This is a genomic window from Amycolatopsis echigonensis, from assembly GCF_002846615.1.
GTDB classification, from domain to species: domain Bacteria; phylum Actinomycetota; class Actinomycetes; order Mycobacteriales; family Pseudonocardiaceae; genus Amycolatopsis; species Amycolatopsis echigonensis.
This window is the reverse complement of the sequence record NZ_PJMY01000003.1, coordinates 2,602,163-2,625,456: the sequence shown is the minus strand read 5'-3', so window position 1 is coordinate 2,625,456 and position 23,294 is coordinate 2,602,163. Positions and strand designations below refer to the sequence as shown.

Genomic DNA, 23,294 nt, shown 5'->3' with positions numbered 1-23,294 from the left:
AGGTCGGCGTCGGGTGATTTGGTCGGCAGGTGCGGATATGTGCACAGCTGTCCCCAAGCTATCCCCAGGGTTGTCCACAACTCGCATCCCCTGTGGACAACTCGCTCCACGGACCCGGATCTGTCATAGCCCCTCGTTACTGTCGGAGGCATGGCAGTTCTTCGGCTGTTCCTCCTTTTCCTGACGGCACCCGTGCTGGTCGCGCAGGCAGTTCGGGTGCGTCGGGCGACTCCGCGGCTTCCCGGGGCCACGGGGCCGATCGAGGGCGCTCTCGGCACCGGGCGACCGCTGCGGCTCACCGTCATCGGCGAATCGACAGTGGACGGCGTCGGCGCGGCCACGCACGCCGATGCGCTCACTGGGCAGCTCGCGGTGGGTCTCGCCAGCGCGTACCCGGACCGCGAGGTGCGATGGCACGCGCTGGGCATCACCGGTGCCTCGGCGCGGGTGGTCCTCGACGAGCTGGTCCCGCGCGTCCGGGCGGCTGACATCGTGGTCGTCGTCCTCGGCGTGAACGACACCCTGGAGCTGCACTCGGCCGCGCGGTACCGGCGAGATCTGCTGGCGATCATCGTCGAGGTGCGGCGGAGGATCGGCGACGTCCCGGTCGTTCTCGCGGGCGTGCCGCCGCTGGCGAGTTTCCCGTCCTTGCCCCGGCCGCTCCGGGACGTGCTGGGCGCGCGGTCCGTCGCGCTCGACCGGGCGGCGCGCACGCTGACCCGGCTTCCCGGGGTCACGCATATCCCGTTGGTGCCGGGATTGCTCCGTCCGGGAATGTTCGCCGCCGACCGCTTCCATCCCGGCCCGGACGGTTACCGCGCCTGGGCCGCCGCGCTCTCGGAGGGATTACCGATCGTCACTGACGGTCGGCATCCGGGGGAGGTGACGCGGCCGTCCTGACCGGCAGATTCACAAAAATCCCGAAAACTTTGGCGCTCCGTGTATCTAGGCGCACTCTGGATGCGTCCTATGGGGCGAACCAAGGAAAGGGAGGCCACATGCCTGCGGATCAGAAGGACGAGCGGCAGCCGGGAACCACCGTTCCGCCCGTCAAGACGAGCCCCGCGCCTGGGGCGAACCGGGGTGTGCAGCCGGACGGCAACCACGAGCCGCTCGACGACACCGGCACGGCCAAGTAACCAGACGGGCGGCGCCCGGGAGCCGAGGGGGCTGCCGGACGTCGTCAGCCGGAGGGGGTTCGGGGAGGAACTCTCCTCCGGCGGAGCCCGAAGGGGAGCGGGCTCCCCTGGGGGCGGGGAGTACCGGTCGGCGCGGGCGAAACGCTCACGCCGGCCGGTGCGCACCCGCACGAACGCACGCGACCGGCGACCTGCTCGGCACAAGGGGGGCGAGCAGCTCGGCGGTCGGTGTGAAACGAGGGATGGACGTGGACAGGACTGGCCACACCGCCGGTCCGGTCACGCTCGGTCCGGGTCAGGGGGACCCGGCCCTGCCGGACGGGTTTCGGAGGGGACCCGGCCAGCCGCCGAGCCGACCGGAACGGCAAGAACGGCCAGTCCAAGGCGGATCGGCTCGCGGGCTGGCGCGGTTGGGCAGGTTCGGGGAGGGGCCTGTCCAGCTGGCGGGTTTCGTGGGCTGGTCCGGCGGGGTTGGCGGTTCGGCCTTGCTGACCTGGTGGCTGCGCGGACCTCGGGGGAGGTCCGCGGAGTCGGCGGGCTTCCCGGGTCGGTCCCGCCTGGAGGGGTGGCTCGGTTCGGTCAGGCGGGTTCGGGGAGGAACTCGCCTGCCAGACCGGGCCGTGAGCTGACCTGACGGGGTCAGCCGGGCGGATCCGGGGGGATCTGCCCGGCTGGCAGGGACTTGCTGGTCGGCTTTCGAGCCGGTCAGCCGGAGGGGTCCGGGGAGGGATAAATCCGGCAGGTGGGCCTGGGAAGGCGGGGACTGGTGAATCAGCGGGCAGCTTCCGGGCCCGTGCGGGCGGGCGGGTTCTGGGGAGGGTCCGTCCGGCCGCACTGGGCCGGCGGGGCGTGATGGGTCGTTGGGGGATTCATCAGGTCCGACCGAGCTGTCGGGACACGGCCGTGCCGGAGGGGGAGCCTGGCCGGTCGTGTCCCGGCACCAGCTCGCAAAGACCTGCTTGACCTGCACAAACACCGCCGCCGAACGGCGCGGAGCCGCGGTGCGGCCCGCATCCAAGCCGCCCCGACCGGTGCCACCAAAAAACCCATCCGAAAAAAAGTCAGAGATTCATGTATCCCAGAGCCAGCTGCGTGCTCCTCAACCAAGAGCCCACCCATGTGGCACCCACCGTGCCCCTGGACACCATCCGCATCACCGACCCCACCGACCCCACCGAAAGAGCGCGCACCATTCACGATCGATCCGGTACCCGACCGGAGAGGCGACCCGCGACGGGCCTGGCCGTGCCGACACGACCGGAGGCTTGCTCGCCCAGGTCGGCCCACCTCCGGAGTGAGGCAGCTACGGTGACCGACGTGCACACCACCGAGGTAGACCCGCCCTGGGAAGGCCTGACCGGCGCCGACCTGCACGCCGCGTGCATGGAAGCCGCGCGGGGCGGGGATCGGCGCGCCATGGCGAAACTTGTCGACGAGCTGACGCCGCTCGTGTGGCACGTCGCGCGCGCCAACGGGCTCGACCGGCAAGTGGCTGAGGACGTGGTCCAGACCGTGTGGCTCGCTCTGTTCAGCCAGCTCGCGAAGCTGCGCGATCCCCGCGCGCTCGCCGCGTGGCTGATCACCACGACTCGCCGCGAGGCGACCCGTCCCTACGGCAGGCGCGCGCAGCCCGTGCCGCTGTCCGACGAGGTCGCCGCGACGCTGGAAAGCGATCATCCCGCGCCTGAGGAGGAAGCCGTCCGCGCCGACCGGGACCGCCGGGTCTGGCGCGCCTTCCTCCGCCTGCCCGCACGCTGCCAGGAGCTGCTGCGGCTGACCGTTCTCGCCGGCCGTGCCGAATACCGGGCGGTGGCCGAGGCTATGCAGATGCCGCGCGGCAGCGTCGGGCCCACCAGGGGCCGCTGCCTCGACTCGATGCGCGATCTGCTCGCAGGAGAAGGGGGCACCCGGTGAGCGACAACATCGGCAGGCCGGGACACGGCCACGCGGTTCCGGACGACGAGGCCATCCTGGCCGACATCGGCCGGTTCCTCGACGAACTCGACCCGCCGCCGGACGACCTGGTGCAGCGGGTCCAGTTCGCGCTCGAACTCGAGAACCTCGACGTCGAGGTCGCGCGCTGGGAACGGCTCGACGAACTGGCCGGCGTGCGCAGCACGGCGACCGGCACGATCACGTTCACCGTCAGCGACCTGACCGTGATGATCAACCTGACCAAAATCGGGAAGACGCACCGGATCGACGGCTGGCTCGCGCCCGCGGGCGAGTACGACGTCGAGGTCCGGGTCGCCGATCACGGCACGTTCGCGACGGCGACCGACGAGGGCGGCCGGTTCGTGCTCGAACGCGTCCCCTGCGGAACCACGCAGATCCTCGTGCACCTCGGCGCCGGCCCGCACCGCCGCACCGTCGTCACGCCGACCGTCGTGCTCTGAGAAACCCGGACGGGCGTTATGGAGAGTGGCGGAGGTGTGCTCCCATAGAGTCCGTGTCCGCGCCCGTCCATGATCGAACGATCGCGGCGGCGTCCGATCTGTACGCGCGCGGCCGGGCCGCCGCGTCCGATCAACGGCCCGGCATCGCGGTGCGGTTGTTCCGCAGCGCGCTCACGCGGCTGGCGCGCGTCGCCGATCCGCTGCCCGAACACCGGGAACTGCAGGTCCGCGTCCTGGTGAGCCTCGGCGCGGCCGCGGCCGAGGTCGCCTCCACCGACGCCGGTCTCGTGCACCTGGAGACCGCGCGGCAGCTTCGCGACCAGCTCCCGGAGAGCAAGGTCGCCCGCGAACTGGGCTTGCTGGTCACCGGCCAGCGCGCCGTGGTGCTGATGCGCGGCGGCCGGTTCAGCGAATCGCTTTCGGTCTACGACGCCGTGCTGCCCGGGATCGAGGCCGAGTTCGACGACGACCGCCGCACCCTGGTGATCATGCTGATGAACCGGGCGCTCGTGCAGATGGCGCTGAACCAGCCGAACGCCGCGCAAGCCGACCTCGAACGCGCGCTCCGGTTCGCCCGGGAGAACGGGCACACCCGGCTCGAGGGCAAGATCCGGCAGAACCTCGGCGATCACGCGCAGCTCATCGGCGACGTCCCGCAAGCGTTGTCCAGCTACGAACAAGCCGCGCGCATCCTTGTCACCGAATCGCCCGGTTCGATCCCGCTGATCCGGCTCGACCAGGCCCGCGCGCTGCTCACCGCGGGCCTCGCCGACGAGGCGGGCAAACATCTCGACGAAGCGCTGCCGGATTTGCGCGCCAACGGATCCGGCCAGCACATCGCGGAAGCCGAGGTCGCCCGGGCCGCCGCCGCGTTGCTGGAGGGCGATTTCGCGTTGGCGCGAAAGTCCGCGTCGGACGCGCGCCGCCGATTTCTCCGCCGCGGCAATCGGACGTGGGCCGAAATCGCCGGTCTGGCCCGGTTCCGGGCGGAAGCGCAGCAGGTGCTGTCGGACCGCGAAGGACGCTCTACCTCGCGATTGCCCGCCGAACTCGTCTCCATCGCCGAACGGCTGGCCGCGCTCGGGCTGCGGGACGAGGCGGCGGTCGCGCGGCTGTTCGCGGTGCGCTTGCTGATCCGCCGCAAGGAAATCGCCGAAGCCTCGCTCGTACTCACGCACGTGCCGGCTCCGCGCGCGACGTCGCCGGTCGACCACCGGATGCTGTTCCGGCTGTGCCGGGCGGAACTGGCTGTCGCGGAGGACCGGCCGCGCGCGGCGCTCGCACAGGCCCGCGCCGGACTGCGCGAACTCGGCACGATCCGCGACCGGATGGGCGGCCTCGACCTGCTGTGCGGAACGGCCGTGCACGGCGAGGAACTCGGCAGGCTGGCGATGCGGCTCGTGTTGCGGCGTGCACGGCGGAACGCGGCGGGCGCGCGGCGCATGTTCGCGTGGCTCGAACGCACCCGGGCGCAGGTTTACCGCTACGAACCGCTGCCGGTGATCGAGGACCCGGTGCTGGCCAAGCACATCAACGAGATGCGGCACGTCCAGCGCACCATTCAGCGCGCCCGGCTGGAGGGCGAGCCGGTGAAGGCGCTGGAGCAGCGGTACGCCCAGTTGCAGCGCGAGGCGAGCAGGCTCGGCTGGTACACGAGCCAGTGGGGCCGCCCGCGGCCGGTCGCGACGCCGGACGAGGTCGTCGCGGCGCTCGGCGACCGCGTGCTGGTGAGTTTGGTGCCCTACAACAATCAGCTGTACTCGGTGGTCGTCGACCGCGGGACGTTCCGGCTGCTCAAACTGGGTCCGCTGGACGACATCGTGGAGACCGCGACCCAGCTGCACGCCGACCTCGACGCGCTCGCGCCGGACCATCTGCCGCCGCTCATGGCCGAGACGGTGTCCGCGTCCGCGCGCCGCCGGGCGGAGAAGCTCGACGCGCTGATTTCCGCGTCGCTGGTCAAAACTCTCGACGACCGCGAGCTGGTGATCGTGCCGATCGGCCAGTTGTACGCGATGCCGTGGGGCGCGCTGCCGTCGCTGCGCGGGCATCCGGTGTCGATCGCGCCGTCGGCGACCGCGTGGATCACCGCGAAACGTCCGGCCGAGGACGGTCCGGTGCTGCTCGCGGGCGGCCCCGGGGTGCCGGGTGCGGTCGGCGAGGTGAGCAAGCTGCGTTCGGTCTACCCGGACGCGCAGCTGGTCGAGGGCGACGACGCGACGAGCACGACGGTTCTGACCGCGTTGGACGGCACCCGGTTGGCGCACGTGGTCGCCCATGGCGCGCACGAGCCGGCGAACGCGCTGTTCTCCCGCATCGAATTGGTCGACGGCCCGCTGTTCGCGCACGAGACGACCCGGCTCGCGAACCCGCCGGAACGGGTGGTGCTGGCCGCGTGCGAGCTGGCGATGAGCCACATCCGGCCGGGCGAGGAAGCGCTGGGCTTCGCCGGAACGCTGCTGGCGAGTGGTTCGCGGACGGTCATCGGCGCGGTGGCCCGGGTCGGCGACCGCGCGGCGGCGGACACGATGGCGGACCTGCACCGGCGGCTCGCGGAGGGGACTTCTCCCGCGCTGGCACTGGCCGAAGCGGTGGCCGTGGACCCGATGCGGCGGCCGTTCGTGTGCCTCGGGGCTGGCTGACCGCGCGCCAGGAGTCGGCCGCGCCTGGGGTTGGCAACGCGCGGAGGGCGGTCACAGCTGGCGGCGGCAGTCCGCGGAGCAGCGATGCCCGCAGGCGGCAGCGGGCGGAATGATGGCGCGGCGCGGCTTAGCGAGTGCCAGTGCAGCGGTGGAGGATTCTCGTGAGCGCCGGTGAGAACCGGCGCAGCCACTGAGGGTTCGCCAAGGGAAACAGCACGGCGGCAAGTCCGCGCTGCGCGAGGGTCGGCGCGGCGGGACCGGGTCAGCCCAGGAAGTCGGCCAGCGGGACCGGGGTCAGGCCGTCCTTCTTGGCCTGTGCGATGAAGGCTTCGTAGTCTTCCTTGAACGTCTTGCGGAAGTGCATCAGCACGATGTCGCCCGGGCGGAGCTTGTTGCCGGACTGGAACTGGACGACTCCGTCGTTGACCGAGGCGGTCCACAGGACCGTCACGCGCATGCCGCACATCGCGGCGGCCTTCAGCGTGTTCTGGTCGTAGTTGCCGAATGGCGGGCGGAAGAGCGTCGGGCGCACGCCAAGCGATTTCTGGAAGTCGTCGGCGTCGTCGCAGATTTCCTTCTTCTGGAAGTCCAGCGGTTTGCCCTTGAGGTTCGGGTGGTTGACCGTGTGGTCGCCGAGGACCGCCCCGGTCGAGTCCAGGATGGCCTTGAAGTACGCCTCGTGGCCCTTCACGTACCGGTTGTTCAGGAACAGCACCGGATGCCCGCCGGACTGCTGGATCAGGCTCTGCGCCGACGGGTCCTTCACGGCGCCGTCGTCCATGGTGATGAAGACGTACGGTTTGTCGGTCTGGATGCGGCGGACCACGCCGACCTTGCCGTCCTGGATCGCCGGGGCCTTCGCCTGCACGGTGCCGAACGGGTACGGCGCGGGCGGCGGAGCCGGGTTCGCGGCTCCCGGGGCGGGGTTCGCCTGTTCCGGGGGTTGACTCGAGTCCGGGCCGGAGCACGCCGACAGCACCAGCACGCCGGCCACCGCCGCCGCCAGCCACCGTTTCGCCATGCCGCTTCCTTTCCCTCGGGGTCCCCCGAGGGGATGACGTCCGTGCTCCGGTATTCGTTGATCGTTGTGGTGCAACGCACCCCGGTCAGGCGCCCCGGTTGCCCGCTTCGGCCAGCCGGGTGGCCAAAAATCCGATCACACCGCGCAACACTGCGAGGGCGACCGGACCCGTTCCGGGGATCCGTTCGGCGAACGAACCCGACCACCTGAGGTCCGTGCCGCCGTCGGCGTTCGGCGTGAACGCCACTTCCGCACGATAGTCGTGGACCGGGCTGAAACCGTCGAACGTGTAGACGTGCCGCCGGTCCGGTTCGAATTCCAGAGTCCGTTCGCGGGCCAGAACCGGCCACAATCCGACTTCCCGGACAGCGCCGACCCGGCCGTCGTCGCCGAGTGCCGCCCAGCGGGACTGCCATACGAGCGGCCGCGCCCACGTCGACCACAGCGTCCCGTCGCTTTCCAGCCGGAACAGCACCGACGGAGCGGCGGCGCTCACCCGGTTCACCTCGAACGAGTACCTGCGACCCGGCATGAAAGCTCCCTGCACACGTTGTTGACCGAGAGACAAATCAATCCCGGACGGCCCCGGTAGGTCAAGATGGAGCGGTGAGCCGCCCCGACTTCGCCGCGCCGCACTGGCTGACGCAACTTCTGCGCTCCAAACCGGTTCCCATTCCGTGGAACATGGTCGCTCGCGCGGTGGCCGCGCTGGCCGTTCCGCTGGCGGTCGCGTACGCGGCGGGCGACATCGCGGTGGGCGCGCTGATCTCCACCGGCGCGCTGCCGACCGTGCTGTCCGAGGCGGCCGGGGCCTATCGCTACCGCGCTCGCAGGCTGGGCGGGGCGACGTTCGCGGCCGCGATGGGGTATCTCGTAGGGCTCCTGACCGGCGGCATGCCGGCTTGGTCGATCCCGGCGATCGTGGTGATAGCGGCGATTTCCGCGCTCATCAGTGCCGCGGGCAGCAACGCTTCGGTGGCCGGGCTGCAGATGTTCGTCTTCTGCGTGCTCGGCACCGCGCAGCACGCGACCGGCGTGCGCACGGAAGTGCTCTTCGGCTACTTCTGCGCGGGCGCTGGCTGGGGATTGCTGGTCGCGCTCGGCACCTGGACGCTCCGCGCGACGAGCCCCGAACGCACCGCCGTCGCGCAGGTCTACATCGAACTCGCGGCGATGCTGTCGGCTGAGGACGAACCGACTTCGCGGGTCGCGCGCCACCAATTGACCACCGCGATGAGCACGGCGTACGACCGGCTGCTGGTCGCGCGCTCGTGGCTGTCCGGTCGAGACGCGACGTACCGCAGGCTGCTGAACCGGCTGTCCGCGACGACCCCCGCGGTCGAGGCGTCGGTGGCGATGGTCAACGCCGGACAGCGCGCGCCGGACGAGGTCATCGACTACTTGACGCGCGTCGCCGCCTCAGTGCTGGCGAGCCAGCCGCTGCCGCCCGCGCCCGAGCTGCCGGACGAGAACGCCGACGCGGTGCTCAGCGCGCTTTACGCCGGACTGGCGCGGATCGGGAAGCTCGACGATCGCAAGCGGCGCAAGAAGGTCTCGGCGCTGCGCCGCGTGCGCGAGTGGGCGAGCGGGCTCTCCGGACCGCTGACTTGGGTGGCGACGCTGCGGCTGACGTTGTGCGTCGCGGTGGCCGAAGTGGTGGCGCTGCTGGTGCCGTTCGAGCGGTCGTACTGGATCACCCTGACCGTAGGCGTGGTGCTGAAACCGGACTTCGGTTCGGTGTTCGGCCGCGCGGTGCTGCGCGGGATGGGCACGGTCGCCGGTGTCGGGATCGGTGCGGTGGTGCTCGCGTTCGGGGCCCGAGGCTGGGTGCTGGTGGCGCTGATCGCGGTGTTCGCCGGCGGGGCCGCGGTGGGGAAGGTCCGCAACTACGGGATGCTCGGCACGTTCGTGACGCCGCTGATCATCCTGCAGATGGACCTCGCCAACACGGGCAGCTGGCCGGTCGTGCTGGCGCGGCTGGTCGACACCGTGATCGGCTGTGTGATCGTGCTCGTTTTCGGCTATCTGCTGTGGCCGGGTTCGCGGCGGCCGACTGTCGGCGGACGGCTGGCGGACAGTTTCGACACGGTGGCCAAGTACGTCCGCACCGCGATGGTGCTGAACTCGACCAGCGAATCGCGGCTCGCCCGGTCACGGGCCCGGCGGGCGGCGTACCGCGCGCTCGCGGACCTGCGGACCGCGTTCCAGCAGGTGATCGTGGAGCCGTCGCCGGCGGGCAGGCAGGCGGTGGCGTGGTGGCCGGTGATCGCAGGGCTGGAGCGGGTGACCGACGCGGTGACCGAGGTCGGCGTGACCATCGGCGAGGGCGCGCCGGCTCCGTCGCCCGCGGACATCGAGCTGCTCACGGACGCGTTGGCGGAGCTGGCTTCCGCGGTCCGCGAGCAGCGGGACCCGGATTCGGTGCCGATGCCGGACAACCCTCGGCTCGCCGGGGTCGTGGACCAGCTCGGCTCGACGTTCGACGCGGTGCGTGGGCCGGACCTGGTGGAACGCTCGCCGCTGCGGCTGGTGCGCCGGTTCCTCCCGTACCACCGGCGCACCTGAGCCGAGAGCCGCATGGGGTGCCGCCGGGCCCACCCTGGAGGCGGAGGGTTACTGCTGTCCGCCGGGCTGGCCGCCCTCGGGCTTGCCGTCTTCGGGCTTCTCGCCGCCCTCGTCGTGCTTGCCGGTGACCTTGCCGAGCAGGTCCTTCGCCTTGCCGACGCCGCCGTCGATCTGCGAGTCGTGGCCGCTGACCTTGGACTTCGCGAATTCAGCCGCCTTCTCGAGCCCCTGCTCGAGCTTGCCGCTGTTCTCGCGCAGCGCCTCGGTCGCCTTGTTCTTGAGCTCGTCGAAGTTGATGCCCATCGAATGCCTCCCCGGGGTTGGGATTGAGAGACTTCAATCGTCACACACCAGGCGTTCCAGGCAAGTCAAGACACTTCACCGAGGGCCACCGCTCCGTCCAGTCCGGTGATCCGGCCGCCGCGTTCGCCGAGTGCGACGAGTCCTTCGCGGGCGTCGGCGGCGGTGAGGTCGATGCGGACGCCGGACCGCGCCGCGTCGCGGGTCGCTTCCAGGGCGAGCGCGCCTTCGTGACCTGCGTTGATGGTCGCCGCGAGACCGCCGGTGGACGCGAGCGAACCGCGGGCGGCTCCCAAGCGGCCGAGCGCGTCGTCGACGATCGGCAGCAGGGCGTCGCGGTTGCCTTCGGTCATCGCGCGCACCAGGTCCGGCGACGATCCGGCGACGCGGGTGCCGTCGCGGAACGAGCCGGCGGCCAGCGACATCGCGAGCGGGCCGCCCTGCGCGCCGACCGAGGCGAGGATCGCGGCGAACAGGTGCGGCAGGTGCGAAATCCGGGCGACCGTCTCGTCGTGCGAATCGGCGGGCAGCGGCACGGCGTGCGCGCCGACGTCCAGGACGAGCCGGGTGACCTCGGCCCACGCCGTGAGGTCGGTTTCCTCTTCGACGCCGACGACCCACGCGGCGTCCCGGAAGAGCATGGTGTCGCCAGCGAGCCAGCCGGAGCGCGAGGTGCCCGCCATCGGGTGCCCGCCGACGTAGCGCGTGTACGGCGCGCGGCGGCGGACTGCGTCGAGCATCGGGCCCTTCACGCTGACCACGTCGGTGAGGAGGCAGTGCGACGCGTGTTGCGCGACCTGCCGCAGCAGGTTTTCCACCGCGGGCAGCGGCACCGCGATGACCACGATCGCGTCCGCGGACGCCGCGCGCTGCAGAGCGGCTTCGGCGTCGGTGGTGACGTCATAGCCGCCTCGGCTCGCCGCATCAGCGTCCACTTCGGACACTGTGGCTCCCCATACGGTCCTGCCGCTCGCCGCGGCGGCTCGCAGCAGGGAACCGCCGATGAGCCCGAGCCCGATCACGCATACGTCTCGCACGTGGCCATCCTGCCAGTGCGCGCAAGCGGCTACAGGACGGCGGCCAGCCGGGTGCCCTGGTCGATCGCCCGTTTGGCGTCGAGTTCCCGTGCTTCGTCGGCCCCGCCGACGAGATGCACCGGCACGTCGCCGAGCGCGTCGGCGAGCTCCCGCACGGATTCCTGGCCGGCGCAGACCACCACGGTGTCGACCTCCAGCAGCCGCGGTTTCCCGTCGACCGTCAGGTGCAGGCCGGCGTCGTCGATCCGTTCGTAGGAGACCCCGCTGATCCTTTCGATGCCCTTGGCGCGCAGGGCCGCGCGGTGCACCCAGCCGGACGTCTTGCCGAGCCCGGCCCCGATCGGCGACTTCTTGCGTTGCAGCAGGTAGACCTGTCGCGGCGACGGTTCCGGCTTCGGCTTCGCCAGTCCGCCGGGCGCGAGCGCGGGGTCGGTGACGCCCCATTCGGCCATCCAGGCGGCACGATCCAACGCGGGCGACGAGCTGTGCGTGAGGAATTCGCTGACGTCCACGCCGATGCCGCCCGCACCGATCACCGCGACCCGTTCGCCGACCGGCTTGCCGTGCCGCACGACGTCGACATACGACAGCACCTTCGGATGGTCGATCCCGGGCAGCGCCGGGACCCGCGGCGTGACGCCGGTGGCCAGCACGACCTCGTCGAAGCCGGTCAGGTCCGCGGCGGTCGCCCGCGTGCCGAGACGCACCTTCACGCCGGTGACCTCCAGCCGGCGGGTGTAGTACCGGATGGTCTCGGCGAATTCCTCCTTGCCGGGAATCCGTTGCGCGATCCCGAACTGGCCGCCGATTTCGTCGTCGGCTTCGAACAGTTCGACGTCGTGGCCGCGTTCGCCGAGCGCCGTCGCGGTGGCGAGCCCGGCCGGTCCGGCTCCGACGACGGCGATCCGCTTGGTCCGCCGGGCCGGAAGCAGGTTCAAGGTCGTTTCGTGCCCGGCCCGCGGATTCACCATGCAGGACACCGATTTCCGGCTGAACGCGTGGTCGAGGCAGGCCTGGTTGCACGCGATGCAGGTGTTGATCTCGTCCGTGCGGCCGGTCTCGGCCTTGCGGATCCAGTCCGGGTCGGCGAGCAGCGGACGGGCCATCGAGACCAGATCCGCGTCGCCGTCGGCGAGCGCCTGTTCCGCGACGTGCGGCAGGTTGATCCGGTTCGAGGTCACCACCGGCACCGACACGTGCGGCTTCAGCTTGCCGGTGACCCAGGTGAACGCGCCGCGCGGCACCGACGTGACGATCGTCGGCACGCGCGCCTCGTGCCAGCCGATGCCGGTGTTGATGATCGTGGCCCCGGCCGCCTCGACGTCCCGGGCAAGCGCGACGACGTCGTCCCAGCTCTGCCCGCCTTCGACGAGGTCGAGCATCGACAGCCGGTAGACGATGATGAAGTCCGGTCCGACTTTTTCCCTGGTGCGCCGGACGATCTCGACCGCGAACCGGCGGCGTTTCTCCGCGGTGCCGCCCCAGGCGTCGGTGCGCCGGTTGGTGCGTTCGGCGAGGAACTGGTTGATCAGATAGCCCTCGGATCCCATGATCTCGACGCCGTCGTACCCGGCGTCGCGGGCCAGCGCGGCGCAATCGGCGAACGCACGGATAGTGCGGTGCACGCCGTACGCAGTGAGCGCGCGCGGGCGGAACGGGTTGATCGGCGCTTTGCGGCTCGACGCGGAAACGCTCAGCGGGTGGTAGGCGTAGCGGCCGGCGTGCAGGATCTGCAGCGCGATCTTGCCGCCCTCGGCGTGCACCGCGCTGGTCAGCAGCTGGTGGTGTTTCGCCTCGGCGGGGGTGGACAGCTTCGAGGCCAACGGCAACAGCCATCCGGTGCGGTTCGGAGCGAACCCGCCGGTGACGATCAGTCCGACGCCGCCGCGCGCGCGTTCGGCGTAGTACTCGGCCAGCCGCGGGAAGCGGGAGGCGCGGTCTTCCAGGCCGGTGTGCATCGAGCCCATCAGGACGCGGTTGCGCAGCGTCGTGAAGCCGAGATCGAGCGGGGACAGCAGGTTCGGGTACTCGGTCATCAGTCGTCCTTCTCGTCGGCCCGCAACGCGTCAGGATTTCTTCCAGCCATTCGACCTGGCCTTCTTCGACCCGGATTCCGCCGCGCAGCACGAGGTACTGGTGTAGCGGACGGCCGCGGAGCCGGTCCGGGGCGGGGAAGTCGCGCTTCTCGATCTGCCGGTACATCTCGAGCCGTTCGGCGTGCGCGTCGCGGTGCCGGGCGATCTCGGCGGCGACCGCCTCGGCGTCGCCGAACGACGCCCCGCGCAGCTTCACCGCCAGCTCCTGCGGACCGGCTTGCGGGGACGGTTCGGCGAGCCAGCGACGCAGTTCGGCCCGGCCCGGTTCGGCGACGGTGTAGACCTTCTTGTCCGGCCGCCCGTCCTGGGCCACCACGTCGACGGCGACCTGGCCGGCCTCCTCCATCCGCTTCAGCACGCGGTAAATCTGCTGGTGGGAGGCGCTCCAGAACAGCCCGATGGACTTCTCGAACCGGCGCGCCAGCTCGTAGCCCGAGCCGGAGCGCTCCGAGAGTGAGACGAGGATCGCGTGCTCCAGTGCCATGCCGGACAGTGTCATATGCAACTAGGTGCAGTGCAACTGGGTGCAACCCAGGTCACCCGGAGAGGGGGCAAATCGGGTCGATCGAAGCGGCGAAAAGGATCAAGATGGAGTGGTGCATCCGGTTTTGGAACTGCTCGCCGCGCGGATCGCCGAAGGGAGCGTGCCGGGGCGGCGGACGGACGGGCGCCGGCTCGCGCTCGCCGTTGAGGGCGGCAGCAGCCGCGGCACGTATTCGAGCGGGATGGTGCTCGCGCTCGACGAACTCGGGGCCACGCAGGCGTTCGACGACGTGTACGGTGCCTCCGCCGGTGCGCTCAACGCGGCGTGGCTGTTGTGCGGGCGCTCGCGGACCGGGGTGCGCACCTGGTGGAACCCGGCCGTGATGCGGCGGATCATCAACCCGCTGCACACCCTGCGCGGCCGGGCGGTGATCGACCTCGAATACCTCGTGCACCAGGTCTACTCGGTGCTCGAACCCATGGATTTCCCCGCGATCCTGGCGAATCCGGTCGGCTTCCATCCCCTCGCCACCGACGCGGACACCGGCGAGTCGACCGATCTGCATCCGTTCATCGAGGACGTGGACGGGATCAAGATCGCGCTCGCCGCGTCGTCGTGCATGCCGGTGCTGGCCGGCCCGCCGATCGCGATGGGCGGGCGGAGGTTCGTGGACGCCGGGATCGCCGAGCCGTTGCCGTTCCGCACTGCGTTGGCGCAGGGCGCGACGGACGTGCTGGTGTTGCGCACTCGGCGCGAGGACGAACATCCGGTGCCGCCGCCGCGAGTGCAGGATGTGGTCGTGCCCCGGTTCCTCCGCCGCCACGCGCCCGGCACCATCGACGCTTGGCGTACGCAGTACCACCGGGATCTGGAGGACGAACGCCAGCTGCGGGAAGATCCGCGGCTGGCGAGTGTTCGGCCGCCAGCTGGTGCTCCGGATGTGGTGGTGCTGGAACGGGATCCGGCTGTGTTGCGGCGTGCGGTGGAGTTGGGCCGGGACGCGGTTTACGCGGCGTTGGAAGTCTTGCGCAGGGCTTCGTGAAGGCGACTGCGGCACCGAGTCCTAAGTGGAGGCTGAAGGAAAACCAGCCATGGCACGGCGGACCTGCGGCGGCCACCACGTCAGCCAGGTCAGGTGCGGGCGGGAAACCCGGTCAGTCCAGCGGTTTCCGGGCAACGCCGCCGATCACGCGCGACTCCGACGGCGACTTCGCGAACAGCGTGTCGGCGTCTGGATGCCACGCAGGCGCGTACGCCAGACCCGGTTCGAGGAGCGGCCAGCCGCCGAAGAACCGCTCGAACTCCGCCTTCGTGCGCAGGATGCCGGGGTTGGTGGTCGACTCGTAGTACTTGATGAGGTCGGCGAGAGCCTGGCGTTCGTTGTCGTCCACCGGGTTTTCGTTGGTCATCTGGGAAAGGATGAGCAACGAGCCCGGCGCGAGCTGCTTGCGGTAGAACTCGAGGATGCCGTCCGGGTCCTGCTCGTCCTTGATGAAGTGCAGCACCGCGTTGACGATCAACGCCACCGGTTTCCGGACGTCGACCACGTCCGAATCGGCGACCCGCTCCCACAATTCGGCGGGCTGCAGGAGGTCGGCGGCGATCGCCTGGTGCCGGTCCTCGTCCGCGGTGTCGGCGAGCAGCACCTGCGAGTGCGCGAGCGCCACCGGCTCGTTGTCCAGATACAGCACGGAAGTGTCGTGCTCCGGGCGTTCGTCGTCGGCCACCTCGTGCACGTTGCCCGCGGTGGGCAGGCCGGACCCGATGTCGACGAACTGCCGGATGCCCTCGCGCACGCTCTGGCGCACCGCACGGCCGAGAAACTGCCTGCTGGTGCGGCAGTATTCGCCGATCAGCGGCAGCCGCTCCCGCACCTTCTCGGCGAACATCCGGTCGATGGCGTAGTTCGTGGTGCCGCCGATGAAGTAGTCGTAGACGCGGGCCGCCGACGGCCGGTCCAGGCTGGCTTCCACCGCGCGCAGCGCTTCGTCCTGTGTGCTCATCGCCGTCCTCCCGCTCGCCGTGGCGCTCATGCTAACCACGGCGTCCGGTTCAGTTCGGGCGGTAGGACTCCCGGTAGGCGTTGACCGAAGCCGTCAGCTGATCCATCGCGGCGCGCATCCGGTTCAGCTCGGCGTTGTCCATGTTCATCGCCGCTCCGACGTGCGGCGGGATCCGTTCCGCCTTGGCGCGCAAGGCGATTCCCTCGTCGGTCAGCCGGATGCGGACCGAACGCTCGTCGTCGGATTGGCGTTCGCGCTTGATCAGCCCGGCCTTCTCCAGCCGCTTCAACAGCGGCGACAGCGTGCCGGAGTCGAGGTTGAGCGCGGAGCCGAGTTCCTTGACCTGCTGCTCGTCCTGCTGCCACAGCGCGAGCATCACGAGGTACTGGGGGTAGGTGAGGTCGAGCGGTTCGAGCAGCACGCGGTAGAGCGCGGTGACTGCCCGGGAGGCCGAGTACAGGCCGAAGCACAGCTGGTCGTCAAGCAGCAGCGAGCCGGTTTCTCCGGTGTCTGGGCTGGTCATCGAATGGCCTCCCTCGGGGTTCGTGCGCCAGCCCTCCATCCTCTCTCGGCTGACTGAGAAGGGCAACTCAAGTGCTCTAGATCTCATTGAGGGTAATCTAGTTGTGCACAACTAAGTTGCGAGCTATGTTCATCCCGTCCGATCCGCTACCGGAGGAAGCCATGACCGCGAACCCGCAGAACCTCGTCCTCGAGCCGGCCGCCCAGGCGTTCGCCGAGGCCACCGACCAGCCTCCGTACCTTTTCCAGCTCCCGCCCGCCGAGGGCCGCAAAGCGGTCGACGGCGTCCAGGACGGCGACGTCGAACTCGCCCCCGCCGACATCGAGACGCTGACTGTCCCGGGAGGACCGAACGGTGACGTCGAAGTCCGGGTCGTGAAGCCGCGGGGTGTCACCGGGCCGCTTCCGGTGCTTGTCTACGTCCATGGGGCCGGTTGGGTCTTCGGCGATTTCCACACGCACGAACGCCTCGTCCGCGAACTCGCCGCCGGAACGGGTGCGGCAGTTGTTTTTCCGGAGTACAGCCGTTCGCCCGAAGTTCGTTACCCCGTCGCGATCGAAGAGAACTACGCCGCCGTGAAGTGGGTCGTCCAGCACGGTGCGGACAAGGGGCTCGACACCACGCGAATCGCGATCGCGGGCGACTCCGTCGGCGGCAACATGACCGCGGCTCTGACTCTGATGGCCAAGGAGCGCGGGGACGTGAAGTTCCTGCAGCAGGTGCTGTTCTACCCGGTTACCGACGCGTCCTTCGACACCGAGTCGTACACGAAGTTCGCCGAGGGCTACTTCCTCAGCCGTGAAGGCATGAAGTGGTTCTGGGACCAGTACACGACTGATGAGGCACAGCGCGCCGAGATCACCGCTTCGCCGCTTCGCGCGACCGTGGAGCAGCTCGCCGGACTGCCGCCGGCGCTCGTGATCACCGGCGAGGCGGACGTTCTTCGCGATGAAGGCGAGGCGTACGCCGCGAAGCTGCGTCAGGCGGGGGTGCCTGTGACCGCGGTTCGGTACCAGGGCATCATTCACGACTTCGTGATGGTGAACGCGCTCCGTGAAACGCACGCGGCGGAGGCGGCGATCACCCAAGCGATCACGGTGTTGCGCGGCGCATTCGGCAACTAATCGGGAACTAACGGGCAATCGCTAGGGACCGATGACGTCGGAGGGGCCATTCCAGCGTGACAGGCGTCACGTGATCACAACGCGAATGGCCCCTCAAACGTATTTAGAGCAGCGAGTCCCGCCGTCCGGGCACGCGATCGGTCCTGGAGGTTCTCCCGTGCACCTGAGCGAGATCAGGTTGGATTCGCCCGTCGGGCTCGCGGTGGTCGGCGTGCTCGCACTCCTGGCGGTCCTCTCGGTCCCGTGGTTTTGGGACAAATGGCGCAAGCGCAAGCAAATTGGCCGCAGCGCCACGGTCCTGGTCGCACTGTGTCTCGTCGTCGTCACCCTTGGCTTGACCGGCAACATGATCGGCGGATTCTTCCCGACGCTCGGCTCGCTGCTCGGGACCGGCGCGTTCGCCGCCGAGGGCATCGACGTCGAGGGCGGTGACAACGGCGTCGACCTCGCCCGGGCGCGCGACCTCGGGGTGGCGCACGCGCGGGTCGGCAAGGGGACCATCGCGCACGTGACGGTGACCGGGCGGCGCACCGGTCTCACCCGCGACGTCACGGTTTACCTTCCGCCGCAATACTTCCAGCATCCGTACAAGGCGATGCGGTTCCCGGCGATCATCTGGATCCCGAACTACCCGTCCGGCCCGGAGGTCACCACCGCCCCGATCGGGTACCACCTGCCCGAACAGCTGGACGTGGCGATCTCGAAGCATCTGCTGCCGCCGGTGATCGTGCTGATCCCGGATCCGACCGGAACGCCGAAAATCGGGCACGACACCGAATGCGTCGACGAGGTCAACGGAAGCCCCAACGACACCTACCTGTCCGCGGACATCCGCGAATGGGGAATCCAGCGCCTCGGCATCAATCCGGACCGCCGGGCGTGGACGATCGCCGGCTGGTCGTCCGGCGGCTATTGCGCGCTGAACCTCGTGACGCGGCATCCGCAGTGGTACGCGCAGGCGGCGAGCGTGAGCGGCTACGAGAAGGCGCAAGTGGACGGTGAGACCGAGAACCTTTTCCGCGGCCGCAAGGACATCGACGACGCGAACAACGTGAAGATCAACGTCCGGCTGCATCCGGCCCCGCTGGAACTCCTCGCGATCTCCGGGGAGAAGGAACAGAACGAAACCCGTGCGGTCGACCAGATGCGGGCCGCCGCGCAGGCTCCGGTGCAGTTCACGACGTGGCGGATTCCGGACGCCGGGCACAACATGAACACGTTCAAGGCGCAGCTGCCGGACGTCCTGACGTGGATCGGGCAGCGGATCCCCGGTCCGTCAGCGCCCGGGCCGCGAGCCGACGTGACCGGCGGGGTGAAGCCGTGGCCGTTGCCGAGCACGGGTGCGCGGGGCGGACTGACCGCGGTGGACCAGTGACGCTCAGTCGATGCCGGGAAGGTGCCTGACCACTTCGTGACCGGAGCTTCGGCGGTGTCGTTGGTACCGGCCAGTACGCCTGACGGTCGGGAGGGCCGCGGGCAAGCAGGCGTGGTTTGTTCCGGTCTCGGCCAGGTGAATCAGGCCACGACGAGCCGTTCCACCAGCAGTTCGATCCGCTGTTCGGCGAATTCCCGCGGCAGTCGTCCCGCTCGGGTCAGCGTCGCGATTCCGTGCAGGGACGCCCAGAACAATTCGGTGAACAGTCCCGGGTGGACTCCTTCTCCGGCCACCTCGCCGAGGGTTTCCAGCAGTGCGGCGAAGGCGTCCTTCAGCGGTTCCGGAGTGTCTTCCTGGGCGAACGCGAGGCCGCCGTCGAGCTGGAAAATGGCGTCGTAGACCGCGGGGTGGTGCTCGGCGAAGTCGAGGTACGCGCGGGCGAGGGCGGCGGCACGGGCACGTGGGCCGTCCACTCCGCGGGTCGCGGCTCGCACCGCCGCGGCCAGTTCGGCGGCGCCGTCGAGGGCGACCGCGCCGATGATCTCCCGTTTGCCGCGGAAATGGCTGTAGAGGACGGGCTGGCTGTACTCGATGCGCTCGGCGAGCCGTCGGGTGGTGACCGCGTCCCAGCCTTGGTGTTCGGCGAGTTCGCGGGCCGTCGCCACGATGAGCCGCTCGCGTTCCGCCTGTTCGCGCTGCTTGCGTGTGTGTACCGACATGAGCTGACTCTAGCACTGCTAGACAACCGAGCGGCAGTAGAGCTAGCATCGACTCAACTGCTAGCAACGCTAGGAATTGGGAAGGTCATCATGCTCAGCGCACTCGCGGTCTGCACCATCGTGGTTGTCGGCGTGATGGTGGGGGTGGAGTTTTCGGTCGCCTTCGTCATCAACCCGATCCTCAACGGGCTCCCCGACGACAGCAATCAGCAAGGCCGCGCGCACGGGGGCCGCATGCTCGGCGCGCTCATGCCGTTCTGGTACATCGGGTCGCTTGTCCTGAGCGCGATCTGGGCGATCGCCGCGTGGGACCGGCCGGGCACCGGCCTCGTCGTCATCGGCGCCGGGCTGCTGGTGGTCAGCGTGGTGATGTCGATCCTGCTGCTCGTCCCGATCAACAACCGCGGCAAGACGTGGACGCCGGAGAACCGGCCCGCGGACTGGAAAGAGCAGATGAACCGCTGGGACCGCTACCACTACGTGCGCGTGGCGGTGATCATCGCCGCCTTCGCTCTGCTGGTTGCCGCGCTGGTCTGAGCCCGGGCAGGGTGCGTTTCTCCGGAAATCCGAGCCGCCGCGGCGGAACCCTCACTGGGCCACCTCTTGGCTCAGCAGCCCCAGCAACCCCGACAGTCCGTCCTGTGTGGCCGATTGTGCCCGGTGGGCGCGTTCCCGGCGGGGGGATTCGGGTTTCGGCCCAGTTTGAGCGGGGGTATTCCTTCAGGGTTGACCCACCGTCATCTCGGTACGGGAAGGACTGGAGTCATGGTTCGTGCGCATCGGGCCCGCGTTCGGGTGGAAGGGCTGCAGCCCGCCCAGGTGCTGGCCGTTCTGCTCGGAGTCCTGTTTCTCGCCTACGGCATTATCGGGCTCGTGAAGTCCGGGTTCGGCGATTTCACCGGACACGGGGTCACTTTGTGGCGGTTTTCCGCCAATCCGCTGAACAACGTCGTCCACGTGGGGACCGGTGTGATCGGTCTGCTGCTGGCGCTGCGTTCCGGCGGGGCGCGGACGTTCGGCTGGCTGCTCTTCATCGGGTACGGCGCGCTGTTCGTCTGGGGCCTGATGCTGGCCGGGACGATCAGCGTCAATCCGGTGTCCGGCCTGGGCAACCCGCTCAACCTCGCCGACGCGGACAACTGGCTGCACCTCGGCATCGCGGTCCTTGGTCTGCTGACGGCAGTTCTCCCTGCGCGGCACGGGGTTCTGCTTCCTGAGGATGAGGAACCTGTCGAGGTCGACCGGACCGTTCAGCCGCCTCGCCGCGATACCGGCGGACACGGCTTGGCCCATTAATCAGTCCACAGTGGCGTAATCGCGCGGCGGGATCGCTTGCCAGAGCTGAGTTTCCTCTGGCATCGGTCCCGCTCGTGCTTATTCCGCGGGATTTTCCAACGCCCGGTCGACCAGCCGCCCCGCTGCGCCGACGTACTGCGCCGGGTCTAGGAGATCGGCGAGTGTCGCAGCGTCGACGACGGCGGTAATTTCCGGCGTGTCCGCCAGGATCTCGGACAGCGGACGGTTTTCCTCGATCGCACGCCGGGAAGCGGTGCCCAGCAAGTCTTTCGCGCGAGCCTTGCCCATTCTTGGCGCCAGCGCCGCCGACAGCCGTTCCGAGACAATCAACCCGTTGGTCAGCGCGAGGTTCTCCCGCATCCGGTCCGCGTGAATATCCAGTCCCTGCACCAAATCCGAAGCCGTATGCGTGGCCCCGCCGGTCAAGCGCAGGCATTCGCGCAGCAGCTGCCACTCGGCCTGCCAGACACCCGCCGAGCGCTCGTCCTCCGCCAAGCCGGACTGCGTAACCCCGGCCGCGAGCACGGGCACCTGCAGCGCCGCCGACCGGATCAACGCTGACCGCACCGGGTTCTGCTTGTGCGGCATCGCCGAAGACCCACCGCCGGTCGCCTCGGTCACTTCGCCCATCTCGGTGCGCGCCAAGACCTGAACGTCCACCGCGATCTTGCCCAACGCTGTCGTCACTCCAGCCAACGCGGAAACCAGCTCAGCAACCGGGGCGCGATCCGCATGCCACGGCAGAATCGGCGCGGTCAAACCGGTTTCCTCAGCGAAGGCAGCGACTAGCCGTTCCGCATAGTCGTCCTTGCCGTCGCCGTACTGGACGTATGCGGCCAACGTTCCGGCCGCTCCGCCAAGCGATACCGGCAGCCGCAGCTCCGCGATCCGTCGGGAGGCTTCCTGGACGCCTTGCCGCCAGATCGCCGCTTTCAGGCCGAACGTCGTCGGGACCGCGTGCGCGGTAAGGGTGCGTCCCGGCATGACCGTGTCGCGGTGAGCGCGCGCCAGCTCAGCGAGGGCGTGCGCGATCGCCGCCAGGTCCGCGCTGATCAGCCGCAGGACGTCGTGCGCGACGAGCATCATCGCCGTGTCGACGATGTCCTGGCTGGTCGAGCCGCGGTGCACGTAATCGGCGACGTCCGGGACCTTGGCGGACAGCGTGCGCACCAGGCTGACCACCGGGTTTCCGGTCGCCCGTGCGTCGCGCGCCAGTTCGACGACGTCGAGTTCGCCCTCGCCCAGCAGCCGCGCGGCAGTGGTGATGCGCTCAGCTGCCTCGGCCGGAACCGTGCCAAGCCGCGCCTGCGCCCGCGCGAGTGCGGCCTCCGCTTCCAGCAGAGCGACCGCGAACGCCCGGTCGCCAGTCACCGCTTCGGCCGGGGTTCCGGCGCGCACCGGGGAGAGCAGGCCGGAGTCAGGATCGGCGATCATGCCGTCCAGCATCGCACGCCAAGTGCGGTGAGGCGGGAAGGTCGCTGGTCCGCCGCACGCCGAGTGCGGTCGGGCGGGAAGGTCGCTGGTCCGCCGCACGGCAGGCGCGGTCGGGCGGGAAGGTCGCTGGTCTGCCGCACGCCGAGTGCGGTGAGACGGGAAGGCGGCTGGTCCGCCGCACGGCAGGCGCGGTCGGGCGGGAAGGTCGCTGGTCTGCCGCACGCCGAGTGCGGTGAGACGGGAAGGCGGCTGGTCCGATTCGTCGCGGACGCGGGCTCTGCGGCCACCCCCCTCGCGACGGGCGAGCAGCCGGGCCTCATGCGCGACAGATCGGTCCATTGAGGCCAGGCACGTGGTCGGGCAGCGCAACCGCCGTGCCGACCACCTCAGCCAAACGTCGGCCGATCCTCGACCAGCTCCAAGCACCTATCGCCTCGCCTCTCGCCAAACCCGGCAGCCGGATTCTCCACCGCATCACCTCCGAGTCCGCGGCCGACAGACACTCCTCATCGACCTGTCGCCCCGTCCGTCACCTCTCTCAGCAGGTCCGCATGGCCGAGGTGGCGCGCGTACTCCGCGATCATCGACAGCAGCATCCACCGCAGCGAGAACGGCTCTCCCGTGGTCTTCCCGATCCCCTGCGCGTCCAGCGACGCCGCGGCCGCCACGATTTTCCGGCTGCGGTCGCACTCCGCGCGCCACAACGCGAGCGCCTCGCCGAAATCACCGTCCAGACGGTCGAAGTCCTCGTCCGGGTCGTCGTCCGAGTAGTGCAGCAGCGGGACGTCCTCGTCGGCGAACTGGATGCGGAACCACCACCGTTCGCAGCCCGCCAGGTGCCGGACCAGGCCGTGGAGCGACATCGTGGACGGCGGTACCGCGCGCGTCGACACGGCTTCCTGGCTCAAGCCCGCACACTTCAGTGCGAGGGTTTCCCGGTGCCACTCCAGGTAGGCGAGGAGCGTCTCGCGTTCGCCGGCGACGCGGGGGATCGGCGGGCGGTCGCTCTCGGCGACCTTGGACAGATGCTTCGGGATCTGGGTCATGAGACGAGCGTCTCACCCGCCACCGACAATTTTCGCCGCGGAGGCGCCGCATCGGGTGCACGAGACACCGTCCGCGGGCAGCAGTGGGATAGCC

General features: G+C 69.8%; 21 protein-coding genes and 1 pseudogene. 11 read left to right on the top strand and 11 right to left on the bottom strand.

What is annotated here, in order from left to right:
* Positions 1-150 precede the first annotated feature (150 nt).
* The 5 genes from ATK30_RS17210 to ATK30_RS17195 all read left to right on the top strand — a co-directional run bounded on the left by ATK30_RS17210 (position 151) and on the right by ATK30_RS17195 (position 6,177).
* On the top strand, positions 151-900 hold the full coding sequence (locus tag ATK30_RS17210) for an SGNH/GDSL hydrolase family protein (RefSeq protein WP_101436437.1): 750 nt from the start codon (positions 151-153) through the stop codon (positions 898-900).
* A 98-nt stretch (positions 901-998) separates the two neighbouring features.
* On the top strand, positions 999-1,139 hold the full coding sequence (locus tag ATK30_RS45045) for a hypothetical protein (protein ID WP_158242475.1): 141 nt from the start codon (positions 999-1,001) through the stop codon (positions 1,137-1,139).
* Positions 1,140-2,447: 1,308 nt separating this feature from the next.
* Positions 2,448-3,053, top strand: a complete 606-nt coding sequence (locus ATK30_RS17205; protein WP_101436436.1) for an RNA polymerase sigma factor — start codon at positions 2,448-2,450, stop codon at positions 3,051-3,053.
* Complete coding sequence (locus ATK30_RS17200) at positions 3,050-3,535, top strand: hypothetical protein (RefSeq protein WP_101436435.1); 486 nt, start codon at positions 3,050-3,052, stop codon at positions 3,533-3,535. The genes ATK30_RS17205 and ATK30_RS17200 overlap by 4 nt, the downstream gene beginning before the upstream one ends.
* 53 nt (positions 3,536-3,588) lie before the next feature.
* Positions 3,589-6,177, top strand: coding sequence for a CHAT domain-containing protein (locus tag ATK30_RS17195; protein WP_101436434.1), 2,589 nt, complete (start codon positions 3,589-3,591; stop codon positions 6,175-6,177).
* A gap of 262 nt (positions 6,178-6,439) precedes the next feature.
* Here ATK30_RS17195 and ATK30_RS17190 read toward each other — a convergent pair whose 3' ends face one another.
* Positions 6,440-7,198, bottom strand: a complete 759-nt coding sequence (locus ATK30_RS17190; protein WP_101436433.1) for a polysaccharide deacetylase family protein — start codon at positions 7,196-7,198, stop codon at positions 6,440-6,442.
* Positions 7,199-7,283: 85 nt separating this feature from the next.
* Positions 7,284-7,730 (bottom strand): SRPBCC family protein, encoded by a 447-nt coding sequence (locus ATK30_RS17185; RefSeq protein WP_101436432.1) that lies wholly within the window; start codon positions 7,728-7,730, stop codon positions 7,284-7,286.
* A 74-nt stretch (positions 7,731-7,804) separates the two neighbouring features.
* Between ATK30_RS17185 and ATK30_RS17180 the strand changes: the two genes are divergently transcribed.
* Positions 7,805-9,763, top strand: coding sequence for an FUSC family protein (locus ATK30_RS17180; protein ID WP_101436431.1), 1,959 nt, complete (start codon positions 7,805-7,807; stop codon positions 9,761-9,763).
* A gap of 48 nt (positions 9,764-9,811) precedes the next feature.
* Here ATK30_RS17180 and ATK30_RS17175 read toward each other — a convergent pair whose 3' ends face one another.
* From ATK30_RS17175 to ATK30_RS17160, 4 genes and pseudogenes are all read right to left on the bottom strand, one after another.
* Positions 9,812-10,066, bottom strand: a complete 255-nt coding sequence (locus ATK30_RS17175) for an antitoxin (protein ID WP_101436430.1) — start codon at positions 10,064-10,066, stop codon at positions 9,812-9,814.
* Between the two features lie 65 nt (positions 10,067-10,131).
* Positions 10,132-11,100, bottom strand: a complete 969-nt coding sequence (locus ATK30_RS17170; RefSeq protein ID WP_101440892.1) for a prephenate dehydrogenase — start codon at positions 11,098-11,100, stop codon at positions 10,132-10,134.
* Between the two features lie 29 nt (positions 11,101-11,129).
* Positions 11,130-13,136 carry an NADPH-dependent 2,4-dienoyl-CoA reductase gene (locus ATK30_RS17165; RefSeq protein WP_101436429.1) on the bottom strand — a complete coding sequence of 669 codons (2,007 nt, stop codon included), beginning with the start codon at positions 13,134-13,136 and terminating at the stop codon, positions 11,130-11,132.
* Between the two features lie 28 nt (positions 13,137-13,164).
* A pseudogene (locus ATK30_RS17160) lies at positions 13,165-13,680 on the bottom strand (PadR family transcriptional regulator); the annotation flags it as partial.
* A gap of 112 nt (positions 13,681-13,792) precedes the next feature.
* Between ATK30_RS17160 and ATK30_RS17155 the strand changes: the two are divergent.
* Entirely contained in the window at positions 13,793-14,722 is a 930-nt protein-coding gene (locus tag ATK30_RS17155; RefSeq protein WP_101440891.1) for a patatin-like phospholipase family protein, read from the top strand.
* A gap of 112 nt (positions 14,723-14,834) precedes the next feature.
* Here ATK30_RS17155 and ATK30_RS17150 read toward each other — a convergent pair whose 3' ends face one another.
* Complete coding sequence (locus tag ATK30_RS17150; protein WP_101436428.1) at positions 14,835-15,683, bottom strand: SAM-dependent methyltransferase; 849 nt, start codon at positions 15,681-15,683, stop codon at positions 14,835-14,837.
* Between the two features lie 49 nt (positions 15,684-15,732).
* Positions 15,733-16,206 (bottom strand): MarR family winged helix-turn-helix transcriptional regulator, encoded by a 474-nt coding sequence (locus ATK30_RS17145; protein ID WP_101440890.1) that lies wholly within the window; start codon positions 16,204-16,206, stop codon positions 15,733-15,735.
* A gap of 161 nt (positions 16,207-16,367) precedes the next feature.
* Here ATK30_RS17145 and ATK30_RS17140 point away from each other — a divergent pair, with 161 nt between their 5' ends.
* Together ATK30_RS17140 and ATK30_RS17135 are read left to right on the top strand one after the other, a co-directional pair.
* On the top strand, positions 16,368-17,330 hold the full coding sequence (locus ATK30_RS17140) for an alpha/beta hydrolase (protein ID WP_101436427.1): 963 nt from the start codon (positions 16,368-16,370) through the stop codon (positions 17,328-17,330).
* Positions 17,331-17,487: 157 nt separating this feature from the next.
* Positions 17,488-18,705: an alpha/beta hydrolase gene (locus tag ATK30_RS17135; RefSeq protein ID WP_101436426.1), complete on the top strand. Its 1,218-nt coding sequence runs from the start codon at positions 17,488-17,490 to the stop codon at positions 18,703-18,705.
* 140 nt (positions 18,706-18,845) lie between these two features.
* Here ATK30_RS17135 and ATK30_RS17130 read toward each other — a convergent pair whose 3' ends face one another.
* A complete protein-coding gene (locus tag ATK30_RS17130) occupies positions 18,846-19,424 on the bottom strand; it encodes a TetR/AcrR family transcriptional regulator (RefSeq protein ID WP_101436425.1) in 579 nt (192 codons plus the stop codon).
* Between the two features lie 90 nt (positions 19,425-19,514).
* Between ATK30_RS17130 and ATK30_RS17125 the strand changes: the two genes are divergently transcribed.
* Both ATK30_RS17125 and ATK30_RS17120 read left to right on the top strand, forming a co-directional pair.
* Entirely contained in the window at positions 19,515-19,961 is a 447-nt protein-coding gene (locus ATK30_RS17125) for an anthrone oxygenase family protein (protein WP_101436424.1), read from the top strand.
* Between the two features lie 228 nt (positions 19,962-20,189).
* Complete coding sequence (locus ATK30_RS17120) at positions 20,190-20,720, top strand: DUF4383 domain-containing protein (protein ID WP_101436423.1); 531 nt, start codon at positions 20,190-20,192, stop codon at positions 20,718-20,720.
* A gap of 78 nt (positions 20,721-20,798) precedes the next feature.
* On the opposite strand, the gene pcaB is transcribed toward ATK30_RS17120, so the two are convergent.
* Entirely contained in the window at positions 20,799-22,154 is a 1,356-nt protein-coding gene (gene pcaB / locus ATK30_RS17115; protein WP_101440889.1) for a 3-carboxy-cis,cis-muconate cycloisomerase, read from the bottom strand.
* Positions 22,155-22,660: 506 nt separating this feature from the next.
* The gene (locus tag ATK30_RS17110; RefSeq protein WP_101436422.1) at positions 22,661-23,200 is read right to left on the bottom strand and encodes a DinB family protein; all 540 of its coding nucleotides are present in this window, start codon (positions 23,198-23,200) and stop codon (positions 22,661-22,663) included.
* Positions 23,201-23,294 lie beyond the last annotated feature (94 nt).

Coding starts and splice junctions, on each gene's coding strand:
- ATK30_RS17210 (WP_101436437.1), top strand. CDS start 151: ATGGCAGTTCTTCGGCTGTTCCTCCTTTTCCTGACGGCACCCGTGCTG.
- ATK30_RS45045 (WP_158242475.1), top strand. CDS start 999: ATGCCTGCGGATCAGAAGGACGAGCGGCAGCCGGGAACCACCGTTCCG.
- ATK30_RS17190 (WP_101436433.1), bottom strand. CDS start 7,198: ATGGCGAAACGGTGGCTGGCGGCGGCGGTGGCCGGCGTGCTGGTGCTG.
- ATK30_RS17185 (WP_101436432.1), bottom strand. CDS start 7,730: ATGCCGGGTCGCAGGTACTCGTTCGAGGTGAACCGGGTGAGCGCCGCC.
- ATK30_RS17175 (WP_101436430.1), bottom strand. CDS start 10,066: ATGGGCATCAACTTCGACGAGCTCAAGAACAAGGCGACCGAGGCGCTG.
- ATK30_RS17165 (WP_101436429.1), bottom strand. CDS start 13,136: ATGACCGAGTACCCGAACCTGCTGTCCCCGCTCGATCTCGGCTTCACG.
- ATK30_RS17150 (WP_101436428.1), bottom strand. CDS start 15,683: ATGAGCACACAGGACGAAGCGCTGCGCGCGGTGGAAGCCAGCCTGGAC.
- ATK30_RS17145 (WP_101440890.1), bottom strand. CDS start 16,206: ATGACCAGCCCAGACACCGGAGAAACCGGCTCGCTGCTGCTTGACGAC.
- ATK30_RS17140 (WP_101436427.1), top strand. CDS start 16,368: ATGACCGCGAACCCGCAGAACCTCGTCCTCGAGCCGGCCGCCCAGGCG.
- ATK30_RS17130 (WP_101436425.1), bottom strand. CDS start 19,424: ATGTCGGTACACACACGCAAGCAGCGCGAACAGGCGGAACGCGAGCGG.
- ATK30_RS17125 (WP_101436424.1), top strand. CDS start 19,515: ATGCTCAGCGCACTCGCGGTCTGCACCATCGTGGTTGTCGGCGTGATG.
- ATK30_RS17120 (WP_101436423.1), top strand. CDS start 20,190: ATGGTTCGTGCGCATCGGGCCCGCGTTCGGGTGGAAGGGCTGCAGCCC.
- pcaB (WP_101440889.1), bottom strand. CDS start 22,154: ATGATCGCCGATCCTGACTCCGGCCTGCTCTCCCCGGTGCGCGCCGGA.
- ATK30_RS17110 (WP_101436422.1), bottom strand. CDS start 23,200: ATGACCCAGATCCCGAAGCATCTGTCCAAGGTCGCCGAGAGCGACCGC.